This window comes from Hyphococcus sp. D3-15 (assembly GCF_055809375.1).
On record NZ_CM147910.1, the window covers coordinates 2,776,767 to 2,791,864 of the forward strand.

Sequence of the window (15,098 nt, forward strand, 5' to 3'; positions counted from 1 at the left end):
ATTACTCGTCGCCGATATGTTTCAGCGTATCCGGCGAGGTGAGGATGATGACGCCGCCAGCCTGGCGGATCAGGCCTTCGCCTTCCCAGATTTTCAATTGCCGGTTGACGTTTTCACGCATCAGCCCCGCATGGGCGCCGAGATTGCCCTGGCTCAGCTTCATGTCGATATGCAGCGCGCCATCTTCATCCGTGTGCCCATAATGTTCGCCGAGGCGTAAGAGCGCGCGCGCAAGACGCGGACCCGCCGGCAAGGTGGCGATGTCTTCGAGCAGGAAATTCGTGTGGCGGATGCGTTTGCATAGCGCCGAAATGATTTGCAGCGCGACGCCGTGATTGCGATCGAGAAAATCGAGCACGTCGCGGCGATAGAGCCTGAGCGCGCGGGTTTCCTGCAAGGCGCTGGCGGATGCCGAACGCGGGCCGCCGTCAAACACGCCCATCTCGCCGAGCACTTCGTTTTCGCCCATGAAAGCGAGCACGGTTTCTTTGCCGGCGTCGGAAAAGCTTGAGATTTTCACCCGGCCGGACAGCAGGATATAAAGGCAGTCGCTGTCATCGCCCTGGGCGAATATCTGCTTGCGGCCGGCGAACACCACGGACTGGGCGCAGTCGAGCAGGCCCTGCAACTTGTCGTCAGACAAAGCCTCGAAAAAAGGATGCCGTTTCAGCTCCCAGATCAGTCCTGCGGCTGCGCCTCTCATGGGGTCGCGCCCTCTCCCGTTGCGCTGCTGACAGCCTACAGAAGAAACAGGAATTTGTCGCGCTTGCGAAGCGGTTGGCGGAAATAAGGACGGCGCGTCCCTCCCCCGAAGGACGCGCCGCTCTCAGGATGAGGCCGGGACGGGGCGATGTCCTGACCTCTGGGGTTCTGTGTGGCCTAGCGGCGGACCGTGATCAGGCTGGAAGCGCCAAGGACTGCGTTGATGCCGATGAAACCGACGAGGATGATTTCGATGACGCCCATGATGCTTCTCCTGTGTCTTTGTTCCGGTCTCTGCCGACCGCCGATGATTGAAAGATAGAGGCGCGCTGGATTTTCCGATGTGATGGCCGTCACAGGCGCTGGCGGTTTTCGTTAAATCTCCTAACTTACTGTTTTTGCTTCATTTCCCCCGGCAGCTGCGGCGCACCTTCCCCCAAAGGCGCGCCGCATCTCCCCCTGCTTCGGTGGCGCAACGCGGGGCTCAGCGTTGCGGGATCAGCGGCGGACCGTGATAAGGCTGGAAAGGCCGAGGGCTGCGTTGATGCCGATGAAACCGACGAGGATGATTTCGATGACGCCCATGATTTACTCTCCTGTTTCTCATCTCCGGTCTCTCCCGACCGCCGATGTTTGAAGAATAGGAGCGCGCCTGATCTGGCGCTGTGATGGGCGTCACAGGTTGAGGCACATCCTTAATAAAGAATGAAACCTGTATTTTTTATCAGTTTTTTCAGATAGTTAGGCGTCGCCCTGGTGACGCAGCGCCTCGGCCTTGGAGACAAAAAACGCGATCGCCCCGTCCAGACCGAAGGTTTCGCCCTGCTGGCAGGCGCCGAAATGCTCCAGCGCGGCGTAGCTGTCGCCCTCTTCCAGCGAAATCACCCCCGATTCGAAGGCTTTGCGGAATTGCTGGAATTCAGGGCGCGCAGCCAGGCCCTCATCGCCGACCAGGGCGAAGATCACCGTCGGGTCTGTGCGCCCCTTCACCACAAAGGCGCCTAGGGGCACGGCGGCGAAATCGGCGATGCGTTCGCGGGTCTGGGCCGAGATGATGATCGGCACGCCATATTGCTTGGTCAGCGATTCCAGCCGCGAGGTGAGGTTCACCATGTCGCCCAGCATGGAATATTCGAGCTTGTCTTCGGAGCCGAAATTGCCGACCCGCGCTTCGGCGGTGTGCAGCCCGATGCCGATTTTGATTTCCGGCACCGGCAGGGACTTGTTGGCGCGCCATCCGTCATTCAGCTTTTCAAGCGACTTCAACATGTCGAGGGCCGCGCGCGCCGCCTCCGCCGGGTGATTGTTCACATCGACCGGCGCGTTCCACATCGCCGCGAGACCGTCGCCCATATATTTGTCGACGAGGCCTTTATGATCGACAACGATGCGCGTCATCGGCGTGAAATACTGGTTGAGCATCGACGTCACTTGTTGCGGCGTCAATTGTTCGGAGATCGTGGTGAAGCCGCGAATATCCGAGAAGAAGGCGGTGATCTCGCGCTGTTCCCCTTCGAGCTTCAACAGGGCCGGATCGCGCTCAAGACGTTCAAGCAAAAGCGGCGACAGGAATTTTCCAAAGGCGCCGCGAATGAAGCGCCGCGCCATTTGCTCCTGCTGGAACATGACGACAAAGGCCGGAACAAACGCCGCCGTCAGCACCAGCCCCGGCGTCACCGGATCGATCAACAGGCCGGAGGATTTAAAGGCGTAAAAGGCGCCGCCCAGCACCGCCGCGCTGAGCACAAACCAGATGCCAAAGCCCGCCGCCGCCGACATGCGCGGCAGGAACAACAACAGCAGCAATGATACGATGGCGGCGAGGCCGATCTCGATCGGCCGCATCAAATCCCATGCGCGGAAAAGCGTTTTGCCGGCCAGCGCCTGTTCAATCACTTCCGCATGAATATGCACGCCCGGGCGCTCATCGCCGAGCGGCGTGACCAGCACATCGCGCAATCCTTCCGCCGAGGCGCCGATCATCACAATGCGCCCCTTCACCGCCTCGGCAATTGACGCGGCGTCGCCTTCAAGGATATCTACAACCGACAATCGCCGTTTCAGGACGCTATATGCCGGTGAATAATGCACCCAGAGCTGGCCATCATCCGTGGTGGGAAAGCGCAGGCGGCACATCACCACTTCCGACACTGACTGGCGCGCAATGCCGGTCACATGAGCGCGGCATTGGCCATTCGCGGCGGCTTGCGTGAATTGCGGGATTGCATATTGCGGATCAAGCCGCGGCGCGGCGACCCGGATCGCTTCCAGCGTCAGGCTTGGATAAACTTCCGTTCCGTCGCAGGCGAGCGCGATCAACGGCACCGACCGCACAATCGCATCATCAGCGAGACCTGCGCGCGCAAACCCTTCGCCGCTCGCCGCTTCTCTAAAAATCTGCAGCGGCGGCACCACCTGACGGAAGCTTGGCGCAACGCGCGCCAGATCGCTCGCCGGCATGCCCTGCACGCGGGATTCGCCGAGCGATGGCGGGCAAGGCCCGTCCGAGGCGCCAGCGCGCGCCGTCAAATGCATTACTGTCGGCGCAGCGGCAAGCGACTGCGCCAGCCGCCGGTCATGATCGACCGCCGCCAGATCCGTCGCCCCAAGTTCAGCGATGATCGGCGCCAGCACCGGCGCATCGAGCCAGCTCTGCGCCACATTGCCGGGGCTCGTGCGGTCCGGTTCGGCCAGGATGACGTCGAAGACAATCGCCGCGGCGCCGGCTTCATTCAGCCTGTCGACAATGGTTGCGAAACGATGGCGCGGCCACGGCCATTGGCCGTATTTTTCAAGCGCGTCATCGTCGATTTCAACCACCCGCACCGGATCGGAATCATAAGCGCGCGGCGCCAAACGTTGAAACTGATCGAACAGACGGTCACGCGCGATATTGACCAGCGCCGGCTGCTGAAACACCAGCGCAAGCGCCAGCATCGCACCGATCAGTCCCGCTATACGCGGTCCGAAATGATGGCGCCGCATCGCAACGCTCCCTTACAGGTCTGGCGTGGCGCCGGTCTGCCGGTCCATAAAGTCAATACGGCCCTCGCCCTCGCCGCCTGCGCCATCGGTGAAGTTAAAGAACATGTCCGCCACTTCCGCCGGATCTCCAGAATCGCCGTCACGGAGCAGGAACAACGCGTTTTGCATATTCGTGCCGCTAAAATCATCCGCGCCGAACCCAAAGACGCCGACGCCGCCAGCAGCTTCATCGAAGCTGACAGCGCTCAACAATTCCGTGAAAGAGAAAGTGTAGCTGGAAAAGGAGTCATCAATGTTGACGGAAACGTAGGAGTTGCCGCCGCCGATCATGCGATTGGCGAAATTAATGTCGATCGAAGCCTGAGCGTCGCCAGAGAAAAACGCCTGATCAGCACGGGTGATCTGCGCATAGCCGGGGAAACCGCGCCCGCCGACCGTCGCATCAAAGTGAAAAGTGCCGGCGCCAAGCGCGCCCGCCGCAGCGTCGATATCCGCAATCGTCGACAGCGGATTATAATTGGAGAACTGGAAAATATTATTATCGGTGTAAAGATGATTTCCCGAGCCGTCCGCGATGATTGTCGCCAGATTTGCATCCAGGCCATCGCCGGTGTCGATGAGCGCCTGGCCTTTCAGCGCGTTGGGATCTGAACTCATCGAGGCAAGCGTGTAAAAGGCGAGCCCGAACAGGCCGCTGTCAAACGACGCCCCCTGGTCAAGCGCGACATATTGCACGGTGTCCTGACCGCCAATGGCGGCGTCCGCCGCAGCTGCGACCGCAATGAAGGACGAGCCGCCGCCCACGGTACGCGTGTCGAAATTGACTTCGAGTTGCGCAAAGGTCGTGCCCGTGAGTTCGGTCGGCGTCCCCAATGTCGAAAGCACATTTGTGGATGACCCGCTCATCAAGGTGGTGCCGCTGGAGCTCAGGCCGCTAAGTTCGGCCACGGTCAGCGTGAATCCGAGCTGGCGGGTGAAATAGGCGAGTTCCCCCTCGCCTTGCGCAAACACCAGATCGTCCGCGCCGCCGGTGAAGGCGTAGGACACATTCTGGCCGGTATCGACATCGCTGTAATCAACATTGACGTCGGCGGTCACCGTGTCGCCTGCACCCTGACGAATGGTCAGCGTGTAGGTCGGCGCCAGATAGACAGCGAGATCGTTTTCACCGCTGGCGAAAGGCAACCCAGCGCTAGCAAGCAGCGCCTCAAAATAGTTGTCGTCAATTACGCCGCCAAAAAACGGACCGGAAAAATTCCGCTGAGAAAGATCGTTCGGGTCGGTGACGGTGAAATCAAATCTGACGAAACTCGCCAGCGCTTCGGGCGCAACAGTGCGCGACGCCCAGTCTACATGAATCTGGAACAGGACGACGCCATTTTCCGTCGTCTGCGCGCCGCCATTATCGATCACCACTTGCGCCGGGGCGAGTGCGAACAGCACGCCGTCTGGATTGTTGGCTTGCGCCGCGGCGAAATCGTCAAGCACATCGAGCGGCAGGATGTCGCCAACCGGAATGACAACGGGCGGCGGTGGTGGTGGCGGCGGATCGATGTCATCGCCATCATCATCCTCACCGGGCTGTTCCGGCTTGTACTCGGTGTCGCTGTCATCCTGTTCGTGTTTATTCGCGGCGAATTGCTGCGAGCCATCGCCTTCCTGCGCGCCCTGACCGGACTGGTTCAGCGGATCGCCCGCATATTCGAGCGCCGATCCGTCGCCCTCGGGGATCACCGGCACAAACGCCTGATAAATCTTGCGAAGCAATTCATCATCCGCGCGGAATGGCTCGGAGACACCGTTCGGACCAATCTTCACGGCGAGATCCCGGACGCTTCAGCACCGCGAGAATCGCATCGCGATTTGCATCATTCCAGAATTCCACGAGGCCTTTCGGCGACAGGCCGCTATTGTCGCGAACCGGCCCTTCGAGCAGCGCATAGGTTTCGCCGTCAATCTCGACAATCAGCACATTGGTGCCGCGCACGCCCATGGTGACGCCGGTTTCCTGAATTTCGACTTCGGTCGATCCCGGCTCGGTGTCGCGCCCCGATGAAAACCGCATGCCGCCGCGGAAAAAATTCACAAGACGGCGGCGCCCAGCGCCCTGACTATCGAAAAACTCGTTGATCGCGGATTCGCTGTTCGGCGAGAAGGTGTATGTGCTCCAGTCGCAAAGCTTGAGCTGCAAATGCGATTCGTCGCCGGTGCGCACGCGGTCGCCGGTAAACATCTCCGCGCCGTTGCGCGGCCGGAATGCGGTCTCGCGCGTCAGTCGTTGAACATCGACGGCCGGACCGACCACGGCAGTGGCGTTGCCGGCTTTCGGATCATTGGTGTCGCGGTCGAAACATTCCGCAGCTTCTGCGGCGAGCGGCGCCAGCGCCAGGATAGCGACGGAGGCGGCGGTTTTCAGTGCGGACATTGTGATGCGTTTGCTCATGATCGCCCCCTAAAACGCAATGCGTTTGGACAACAACAGCGCGCCCTTATGCGCCTTGTAGTCAAAGTTCAAAATGTTGGAGTCGACGGATTCATATTCATATTGCGCGATGATGTTGAGATCTTTCACCGCCTCCGGCGCGCGCGGGATAAAGAACGAGATCGGCGCGCCCACCGTCACCCGGCCGCGATAGAGCCACTCATCGCGCACGGTCGCGCTGATGAACGGGTCATTGCCGTCATATTCCGATTTTTCAGCCCAGGCGCCGATCAGCGAATAGGCGCCGCGCCCGAGCAGCCAGCTATGCTGAACATTGACGCCGTAACGGTCATAGGACTCAAAATCGACCGCGCCATCCTTGTTCGCATAACGCGCTTCGACTTGAATCGCCTGGGTCGGCGTAAACCTCCATTTCGTGCCTAGGCGACCGCCGACACGCATGCCAGACCGCAATGGCGCGGAAAGGAAATTAGAGGTTGCGCGGAAATCTTCATCTTCTACGCGCACCGAACCGTAAGACGTGACTTTCGGATTCCAGCGATAGGCCGCTTCTATTTCACCGCCCCAGGTCGCGAGATAATCCTCACCGCCAAGCCAGTAAAACCCGCCGCGCAATGTCGGCGTGAAGGACCAGTCGCCGGAATAATAGGTGCCGCCGACCGCGAGCGTCGTCGCGTCTAAATCGAGTTCATCGAATTCAACTTTGTCGGAGCGATAATAATTCGCCTCGGCGTGCAGCATGTGACCTTCCTGCGAACCAAGGTCGTGCTGAATGCGCCCTTGCGCGGAAAACACATAACCGGTGTCGGCGTCGCGCGGATTCGACATCAGCGGCAGGTCGAGAAACAACAACTGACCGCTCGACGGCGCCTGACCGCGGTTGCTGTCATAGTCGATCCCCGCAGTGACCGTCAGCGAGCCGCGCGTCGGGCGCTGCTCATATTTAATCCGGCCCAGATAGGCCTCAGCTTCGGCCGCCAGCGCGGAAGGCAATTCCCCGCTCTCCAGCGCCAGTTCCAGCTCATAGCGCGCGCGGTCATACAGTCCGAGGCGGTAGAGCACCAATCCGTACAAAACGCGCACATCATGCAGCTTCGGATCCATCAACAAGATCCGCTCGAGCGTCGCGCCGCCTTCCTTCAAATCGCCCGCAGCGATCTGCTGGCGCGCATAGGCGATGTTGAGCTGGATATTGTCCGGCGCCGCCAGAATCTGTTCGAAAGGAATAGAGATCGCGCGCGCCGTGTCTTCTTGCTGCTGCACACGCTGAGATTGCAGCAACTCCTGTTCAACAGCTTCGCGCGCGCCCTCTTCGGGCTCCTGCGCCAGCGATGACCCGACCATGCACAGCGCAGCCGCAGCCAGCGAACCGGATGCGCGAATTGCCGACCAAGACGTCATAAAAAGTCCCCCATTAGCCCAGAAGACGCGCATGTTGCAGCGCATGATAACTGAAGGCAATGTCCCCACCATGCAAGCAATGCGCCCAATCTCCCGGTCGGACGCTGCTCGCCGTTCTTGCGGTAACTATGCGCTTCGGCTGATCGCGCCGCAACCGTTTTCTGACCCGTCCGCCCGCTGAATTTATTGTAAAATTTCCGTCGCAACGCCGAAATCAGCGGTTCATGAACAACTGCCAGATAATAAAATAATGGGTGAGATGATGCACCATCTGGTCGATCCCAAAGGGAATCCAGAAGGATTGTTTATTCATATTCGTAAAGCGGCCCAGCATGCGCGGACTTGATTTGATCCGGTCCATCATGAAATGCACCGCGAAATCGAACAGCGCCAGGAACCACAGGCCCGGATTGACGACGAGAACGATCGCCAGCGTCGTCAACGCATGAACGCCCACATGCACGGAGAGCGGCCAGATAAATCCGGGGCCAGACTTGGCTTTGCCGCGCACCATCCAGCCGGTTTGAAGCAGGTAATCGCCCAAAAAATGCTTGAACTGAAAGACAACCAGCATTGCAAAAACGAACTGGATGTCGCTCATGCTCATGATCATAGTTTCCCCCGCGATGGGCGCAGCCTGAAGCAGCGCAGCGAAGCTATGGCGCGGATCGCACTCGTTTTTTAGTCAGCGCGACTTCGCCCCGCGCCTTGCCCCCGATATACGGCCGCGCTTGGTCCACTGCGCACACCCAATGCGCAAATCGTGGAAAAACCGCCGCCGCGGGCGAAAAGGTACGCATAGTTCCGGTATTTAGGCAAGCTGCGGTTAACGACAATTCTTGCGCTATCCATGCGGCGCCGCACCAAAGCCGCGCGCCGCCGGACCGCGCCCTACAGCCATTTGCACCGTTTTTGCAATCGTCCGCTTGCGGCAGTGCATTCGTCCGCTTGCGGCGCAAAACAAGGTTCTGCGCAGGATGAAAAGGTGGATCGCCGCGGCGATTTTGGTTATGAATTAGCGAGAGGGTGAGCGGGGATTAACAATTGGAGCGAGTAAAGATCGCGATTGTAGGCTCCGGCCCTGCCGGGCTGAGCGCTGCGGGCCGTGCTGCGGCGCGCGGGGTCTCTCACGTCCTGCTCGAAAAGGCCTCGCATCTTTCCGACACGATCTACAAATATCAGCGCGGCAAATACATCATGGCGACGCCGGACCAGTTGCCCTTGCGCTCCGATGTGGAGTTCAAGGCGGGTTCGCGCGAGAGCATTATCGACCGCTGGGATGAAGACGCCGAGAGCCTGAAGGTCAATGTCAGGCGAAATTCCGAAGTCACGGCGATCACCGGGTCGAAGGGCGCTTTTGTAATCAGCCTCGCCGACGGCGAAACCGTCAACGCCGACTTCATCGTTCTCGCCGTCGGCGTGCAGGGCAATCCGAACAAGCTGAGAAACCCCGGCACAGACCAGCCCTTCGTCCAGTATCAGCTCGACGATCCCAAAGAATATTATGATGAGAACATCATCGTCATTGGCGGCGGCGACGCAGCGATTGAAAACGCCCTGGGCGTCGCCAATCCGGATCAGGGAAACGTCGTTACACTGCTTCAGCGCTCTGACGGATTTCCCCGCGCCAAGGAAGCGAATGTCCAGACACTTTATAAGGCGCGCGATGAAGGCCGCCTCGATTTCATCACCGAGTCTTCGCTGATCAGGCTTGAACCGGGCGGCTCCGGTGAAAACCCGTGGATGGCGGTCGTCGACACCAAGGATGGCGAAGCGCGTCTCGCCTGTGATCGCATCATCGCGCGGCTCGGCGCCGCGCCGCCGCGCAAATTCGTGGAAGCCGCGGGCGTGCAATTCACCGGCCCCGACCGCGAAGCCTTTCCGGTCCTGACGCCGCAATATGAAACCACCGTGCCGGGGCTTTACGTCATCGGGGCCCTCGCCGGCTTCCCGCTGATCAAGCATTGCATGAATCAGGGCCATGACGTGGTCGAGTTCATCGCCGGCAATAAAGACCTGCAGCCGCCTGATACGCCGCTGCTTGAAAAGCTTTTCGCCGACGCGCCGGTGAAGCGCAGCGTCGATCAATGGCTCGAACATATACGCTCGACAGTGGATGTCTTGCAGGATGTCTCGGCGCTGCAAATGCGCGAATTCCTGCTGTCGTCGAATATCCATTTCAAAAAGCGCGGCGAAGTGATCGTCAATCGCAACGATACCGGCTCATCAATCTTTGCAATCATCGACGGATCTGTTGCGGTCGAGGTTGACCCTGCCAATCCGAAAATCACCGTGCCGATCAAAAAGGGCAATATTTTCGGCGAGCTCGGCTTGATCTCGGGCCGCCGCCGCACCGCCACTGTGCGCGCTGACGAACCCGCGATGCTGCTGGAGATTCCGCGCAATGCAACGCTGAAACTGATGGCATCCGTGCCCGGCGTGAAACGGCGCATGGACCGCATCTCGACGGAGCGCCAGGTCGGACAGATTTTCGGTCAGCTTCTGCCTAAAGCTGCAATCAACGAAATTCTCGACGCGGCGGAAATTCTCCCGCTCAAGGCTGGCGACGCGCTGATCGAAGAAGGCCAGCGCAATACCGACATTTTCATCATCCGCTCCGGCAGCGCCGTGGTTGAAAAGCGCATTGGCGGCAAGGATGTGTTTCTTTCCTATGTGCTGGCCGGCAATTATGTGGGCGAGATGGCGCTGTTCTATGACGGCTTGCGCACCGCAACCGTTCGCGCCGCGATCAAGTCCGAGGTGGTGCGCCTGCCCGGTGAAATCTTTGAGCGCTTGCTGGGCGAAAACCCCGACCTCTATCGCTCTGTCGATGCGCTGGTCGCGTCGCGCCGCAAGCTCAATGACTATGTGGAGGCAAAGCGCGAAAGCTTTTCTTCCGTTGTCGACATGCACACGTCGATTGCGCGTTTCCTGCTGGAAGAAGAAGGCCTGTCCGAAGCGACCGATGCGCTGGTCATTGATGAAACCTTGTGTGTCGGCTGCGACAATTGCGAAAAGGCCTGCGCCGATATTCACGAAGGGATTTCCCGGCTCGACCGCGAGGCCGGCAATTCCTACGCCTATATCCATGTGCCCACCTCATGCCGCCATTGCGAGCATCCCCATTGCATGACTGACTGCCCGCCCGACGCGATCCATCGCGGCCCGGATGGCGAAGTCTTCATCGATGAAAAATGCATCGGCTGCGGCAATTGTCAGCGCTATTGCCCCTACGGCGTCATTCAGATGGCGTCTGTGCCGCCGGAAAAACCGGGTTTGTTCTCCTGGATGTTTTTCGGCCGCGGACCGGGGCCCGGCGAGCCGGACAAGGACTGGATTGCGAAGAAGCGCAAGAAAGGCGAAGCCCCGCCGAAGCTCGCGGTTAAATGCGACATGTGTTCGGGGCTTAAAGGCGGCCCGGCTTGCGTGCGCGCTTGCCCCACCGGCGCGGCGCAGCGCATTTCGCCCGATGAATATCTTTCCCTCGCCACTGACGGGAAAGGATAGATCATGGCCGGCAACGAACATCTTGGCGCCAGCGGCCTGCCGATCTCCCATGAGGGGTTTTTAAGCCACAAGCGCTATCGCTATTTGAAACTCGCCGCGCTGGTCAGCGTGATCGCCATTATCGTCTACGCCATCGCCGATGTGCGCCTCCGGCCCAATGGCGGCACCTGGTACGGCTACACGCTCGGCACGATTTCAGCGCTGCTCATTGTCTGGCTGATGATGCTCGGCATCAGAAAGCGCGCCATGACCTCCGGTCACTGGTCGCTCAAGGCGTGGACATCCGCGCATGTCTATCTCGGCTCATCGCTGCTCGTGCTCGCAACACTGCACACCGGTTTTCAGTTTGGATTGAACATCCACACCCTCGCCTATGGGTTGATGGTGATCGTTATTCTCTCCGGCTTTGTCGGCATCTATTATTACGCCACCGTGCCGCGCAAAATGAGCGACAACCGCGCGCATCGAACGCAAAAGGACATGCTGGATGCGATCCGCGCGCTCAATCGCGAATTGCGCGAAGCGGCGCAACCGCTCGATCAGAAATATGTGGAGGAGGTCAAGCGGGCGATCCGCAAGACGCGTCTGAAACCCGGCCTGTTCCAGTCCATCGCCAACGCCCAGCGCCAATGCGCCACCACCCGCGCGGCGAAGCGTTTGCGCAAGGCGGCGGCGAGCGCGGAAGCTGACATGCGCCGCCCGCTCGAGGCCGTGACCGCGATCCTTGAAAGAAAATCCGCGCTGCTGCTGCGCACGCGCCGCCATATCCGCAACAAGACATTGTTGCAGCTCTGGCTTTACATCCATGTGCCGTTGTCGATTGCGCTGCTAGCAGCGCTCAGCGCGCATATCCTTTCCGTCTTTTTCTATTGGTGAGGCGGGAATGAGCATTCGCATCGAGTTCATCAAGAAACGACCCGGCGGCCGCATCACGGTCCGCCCGACCCTCTATGAAAAGAGCGAGGTGTCGCTCGGGCGCGCCACCGATTGCGATGTGTTTCTCGGCGATTTGCGGGTCGGCCTGTATCACGCCAGGTTGACGCAGCTTTCTTCAAGCAAGGCGCGCATCGACGCCAATGGCGATCACCGGGTGCGGGTGGATGGCGCGCAGGTGCGCCGCCGTGAAATCGGCCTGAAAGACGGATCGATCATTCGCATCGGCCCCTACAAAATCCAAATCAGCCCGGCGGACAATAAAGGCGAGATGCTTGTCACCATCGAATTGGTGGAAGAGCCGACGCAAATCCGCGACAAGCGCGACGAATTTCAAGTCTTTTCCATGCAGGGCTATGCGCCGGACAAGCGCGCAACCGCCTGGGCGCTGCTGACCGTGATCATCGCGCTGTTTCTCGCGACCCCGGTCTTCCTGCATTTTCGCGCAAAGCAAACGGAAACGCCCGGCGTCGCCGCGCAACTCGCCAAAGCGACAAACCAGAACTGGCTCGCCGGCTCCATGGCGTCATCGCATGCCAATCTCACCGAAGACTGCCGCTCCTGTCACGTCAAACCGTTTGAGCGGGTGACCGACAGCGCCTGCCTGACCTGCCATGAAGAGATGCGCCATCACGCCGATCCCCATTCCATGATGGCGGCGCTGCCGGACCATAAAGGCGCGGGGATCGTGACGGCGGCGCTGCGCAATGGTCTTTCCATACCCGAAGGGCGCTGCGGCTCCTGTCATTTTGAACATAACGGCCCAACCGGCGTGACCCCATCGGACTCACAGCTCTGCGTCGATTGCCACAAGGAACTCGATCAGCGCTTTACCGAAACGACGCTGGTGAATGTCTCCGACTTCGCCCGCCGCCATCCGGAATTCTCTCCCGCCATCATTCTCGATCCGCAAAAGGACCCGCATGCGGATCCCTCGGCGATGACGCGCAGTACATTGGTGAAGCATCCGAAAGAAAATAACGGCCTCACCTTCCCTCATGACCTGCATCTCAAAGATGAGGAAGTGATCCGCAAGCTCGAAACCCTGCCGGCCAATCTGCGCGCGCGCTATGGTGAAAAGCTCGATTGCGCCGACTGCCACGAAGCCGATGCAGCCGGCGCGCTGATCAAACCGATCGAGATGGAAACCCATTGCAGCGACTGTCACTCGCTCGCCTTTTCCGCCACGGAAACGCAGGTGCGATCCCTGCCCCATGGCGAACCGAAAGAAGTGCGCGGCGTGCTTGAAGACTTCTATCTCGCTCAGGCGACAAACCTGCTGCTTGGCGAGCAATCATCGGGCATTCTCGAACGCCAGCTTAGCGCCGAAGCGCGCGCCCGCCGCGAAAGACTGCGCGTGCAAGCTTTCGCCGAAGCGCGCGAAAACACCGACGCGATGATCGGGCGCATTTTTTCCGAAGAAGGCGTCTGCCGAAAATGCCACGACAATGCAGACCCGGCGACGCGCGAAGGTCTGCCGGAGCTGACTCCGGTGCGCCTGACGACGCAATATCTGCCCATGGCGCGGTTCAATCACGCCGATCACGCCACCGGCAATGTCAAATGCGAGACTTGCCACCGGGCCGAGACATCTTCCTCCGCCGATGATGTGCTGATGCCGTCCATTACTGTCTGCCGGGCTTGCCATGACGATAGCGAAGGACGGACCGCAATCGCTTCTGATTGCTTAACCTGCCACGCCTATCATGATGAGGGCGAGGAAACGCCGCTGATGCAGCCTGCATTGCTCAGAACTGGGGAGTTGCGGTCAGCGATGAGCGGGGGGCGTCAATGAGCAGAGTTTTCATAGCGTTAGCGGTTTTATTTGCGTGCGTGGCGCAGCCCGCAAATGCGCAGCCGCATCCCGTGCCGCTTTATGACGGGCTAACCCATATGGGCGTAGCCAGCTGCGCGACCGCCGGCTGCCATGGAGATCAGGTGACCGGCGTCGGCGCGGGGCCTGTTGTCGGCCAGAATGAATATTTCCAATGGGCTTCGCGCGGCGAAAAAGGCGCTCATTCGCGCGCCTATGAAGTGCTGCTGACGCCCCATGGCAAACGCATCGCCGCCAATCTCGGTGTTGGCCCAGCGGAAAAAGCCGATGAATGCCTTGCCTGTCACGCAGACAACGCTGCGGACAAGACCGCCCGCTTCCAGATCTCAGACGGCGTCGGCTGCGAAGCCTGTCACGGCGGCGCGCAGAAATGGCTCGCCTTTCACCGCATCGGCGCCGGCCATGACGCCAATATCGAAGCCGGCCTTTATCCGACCGAGGACCCGGCCTCGCGCGCGCGGTTGTGCATGGGCTGTCATCTCGGATCGAGCTACGAAAACCAGTTCGTCAATCACCGCATCATGGGCGCCGGCCATCCGCGTCTTAAATTCGAACTCGATCTCTACACCACCATTCAACAGCACCATGTTGTCGATGATGATTATCGCGCACGCAAAACAGTCGCGCCTGGCGCGCAGGTCTGGGCCGTCGGACAAGCCATGAGCCTTGAACGCACCCTTGATCTCCTGCTCGACAACAATACCGGCAGTGCAGGCGCCTTCCCGGAACTTGTGTTCTTTGATTGTCACGCCTGTCACCAGCCGATTTCCGAAGGCGACGGACAGCTAAGCTGGCGGCCCAATCCCGGCCGGGCGCTCGGCCCCGGCGCGCCGATTTTGAACGACGCCAATCTGATCATGCTGCAGGCGGCGATGCGCGTCATCGACCCGGCGCTCGCCGAACGCCTCGACAGCGAGGGCCGCGTCTTGCACGCCGCGTCACAACATTCCGGCGGGCATTTCCGAAACGCCGTGCAAACGCTTCAGGAAACCGCGGGCGAAGCGGCTGCGCGCATTCTCAGCGCGGACCTTTCAAACCCGGCGACCGCGCGCGCCATGCTGATCGAAGTGACGGATGGGAAATTCGCCGAGCGCTACACAAATTACGCCGCCGCAGAGCAGGCCTTGTTTGCGGTGCAGCGGCTGACAGCGGCGATGAACCAGGACAATGCGGCGATGCGCACAGCGATCGAAAAGGCCAGCCGCGAGGCGCAAAGCCCTTATGCATACAACCAGAGCGCGTTCAAAGCCGCGCTCGCAGATATCGGCGCCATGGCGCGCTAGTCGCAGCGCC

Annotated in this window: 10 protein-coding genes; 4 read left to right on the forward strand and 6 right to left on the reverse strand. The window is 60.1% G+C overall.

Annotated elements, in window-relative coordinates; all coding sequences use genetic code 11:
* Nucleotide 1: 1 nt before the first annotated feature.
* The 6 genes from AC0L8G_RS13835 to AC0L8G_RS13860 all read right to left on the reverse strand — a co-directional run bounded on the left by AC0L8G_RS13835 (nucleotide 2) and on the right by AC0L8G_RS13860 (nucleotide 8,138).
* Nucleotides 2-703: a Crp/Fnr family transcriptional regulator gene (locus tag AC0L8G_RS13835; RefSeq protein ID WP_473384767.1), complete on the reverse strand. Its 702-nt coding sequence runs from the start codon at nucleotides 701-703 to the stop codon at nucleotides 2-4.
* A 740-nt stretch (nucleotides 704-1,443) separates the two neighbouring features.
* Nucleotides 1,444-3,687, reverse strand: a complete 2,244-nt coding sequence (locus AC0L8G_RS13840) for a CHASE2 domain-containing protein (protein WP_473384768.1) — start codon at nucleotides 3,685-3,687, stop codon at nucleotides 1,444-1,446.
* A 12-nt stretch (nucleotides 3,688-3,699) separates the two neighbouring features.
* The gene (locus AC0L8G_RS13845) at nucleotides 3,700-5,505 is read right to left on the reverse strand and encodes a hypothetical protein (RefSeq protein WP_473384769.1); all 1,806 of its coding nucleotides are present in this window, start codon (nucleotides 5,503-5,505) and stop codon (nucleotides 3,700-3,702) included.
* Entirely contained in the window at nucleotides 5,459-6,130 is a 672-nt protein-coding gene (locus tag AC0L8G_RS13850) for a FecR domain-containing protein (RefSeq protein ID WP_473384770.1), read from the reverse strand. Before AC0L8G_RS13850 ends, AC0L8G_RS13845 begins: the two co-directional genes overlap by 47 nt.
* 9 nt (nucleotides 6,131-6,139) lie before the next feature.
* The gene (locus AC0L8G_RS13855) at nucleotides 6,140-7,531 is read right to left on the reverse strand and encodes a DUF2860 family protein (RefSeq protein ID WP_473384771.1); all 1,392 of its coding nucleotides are present in this window, start codon (nucleotides 7,529-7,531) and stop codon (nucleotides 6,140-6,142) included.
* Nucleotides 7,532-7,745: 214 nt separating this feature from the next.
* Nucleotides 7,746-8,138 (reverse strand): DUF3307 domain-containing protein, encoded by a 393-nt coding sequence (locus AC0L8G_RS13860; RefSeq protein WP_473384772.1) that lies wholly within the window; start codon nucleotides 8,136-8,138, stop codon nucleotides 7,746-7,748.
* A gap of 437 nt (nucleotides 8,139-8,575) precedes the next feature.
* On the opposite strand from AC0L8G_RS13860, the gene AC0L8G_RS13865 reads away from it, so the two are divergent.
* Genes AC0L8G_RS13865 through AC0L8G_RS13880 form a run of 4 tightly spaced genes read left to right on the forward strand, consistent with a single transcriptional unit; the run spans nucleotide 8,576 to nucleotide 15,088 of the window.
* Entirely contained in the window at nucleotides 8,576-11,038 is a 2,463-nt protein-coding gene (locus AC0L8G_RS13865; RefSeq protein WP_473384773.1) for a cyclic nucleotide-binding domain-containing protein, read from the forward strand.
* Nucleotides 11,039-11,041: 3 nt separating this feature from the next.
* The gene (locus AC0L8G_RS13870) at nucleotides 11,042-11,914 is read left to right on the forward strand and encodes a hypothetical protein (protein WP_473384774.1); all 873 of its coding nucleotides are present in this window, start codon (nucleotides 11,042-11,044) and stop codon (nucleotides 11,912-11,914) included.
* A 7-nt stretch (nucleotides 11,915-11,921) separates the two neighbouring features.
* Nucleotides 11,922-13,766: a cytochrome c3 family protein gene (locus tag AC0L8G_RS13875; protein ID WP_473384775.1), complete on the forward strand. Its 1,845-nt coding sequence runs from the start codon at nucleotides 11,922-11,924 to the stop codon at nucleotides 13,764-13,766.
* Nucleotides 13,763-15,088, forward strand: a complete 1,326-nt coding sequence (locus tag AC0L8G_RS13880) for a multiheme c-type cytochrome (protein WP_473384776.1) — start codon at nucleotides 13,763-13,765, stop codon at nucleotides 15,086-15,088. The genes AC0L8G_RS13875 and AC0L8G_RS13880 overlap by 4 nt, the downstream gene beginning before the upstream one ends.
* Nucleotides 15,089-15,098: the final 10 nt, after the last annotated feature.

Coding starts and splice junctions, on each gene's coding strand:
- AC0L8G_RS13835 (WP_473384767.1), bottom strand. CDS start 703: ATGAGAGGCGCAGCCGCAGGACTGATCTGGGAGCTGAAACGGCATCCT.
- AC0L8G_RS13840 (WP_473384768.1), bottom strand. CDS start 3,687: ATGCGGCGCCATCATTTCGGACCGCGTATAGCGGGACTGATCGGTGCG.
- AC0L8G_RS13850 (WP_473384770.1), bottom strand. CDS start 6,130: ATGAGCAAACGCATCACAATGTCCGCACTGAAAACCGCCGCCTCCGTC.
- AC0L8G_RS13855 (WP_473384771.1), bottom strand. CDS start 7,531: ATGACGTCTTGGTCGGCAATTCGCGCATCCGGTTCGCTGGCTGCGGCT.
- AC0L8G_RS13860 (WP_473384772.1), bottom strand. CDS start 8,138: ATGAGCATGAGCGACATCCAGTTCGTTTTTGCAATGCTGGTTGTCTTT.
- AC0L8G_RS13870 (WP_473384774.1), top strand. CDS start 11,042: ATGGCCGGCAACGAACATCTTGGCGCCAGCGGCCTGCCGATCTCCCAT.
- AC0L8G_RS13875 (WP_473384775.1), top strand. CDS start 11,922: ATGAGCATTCGCATCGAGTTCATCAAGAAACGACCCGGCGGCCGCATC.
- AC0L8G_RS13880 (WP_473384776.1), top strand. CDS start 13,763: ATGAGCAGAGTTTTCATAGCGTTAGCGGTTTTATTTGCGTGCGTGGCG.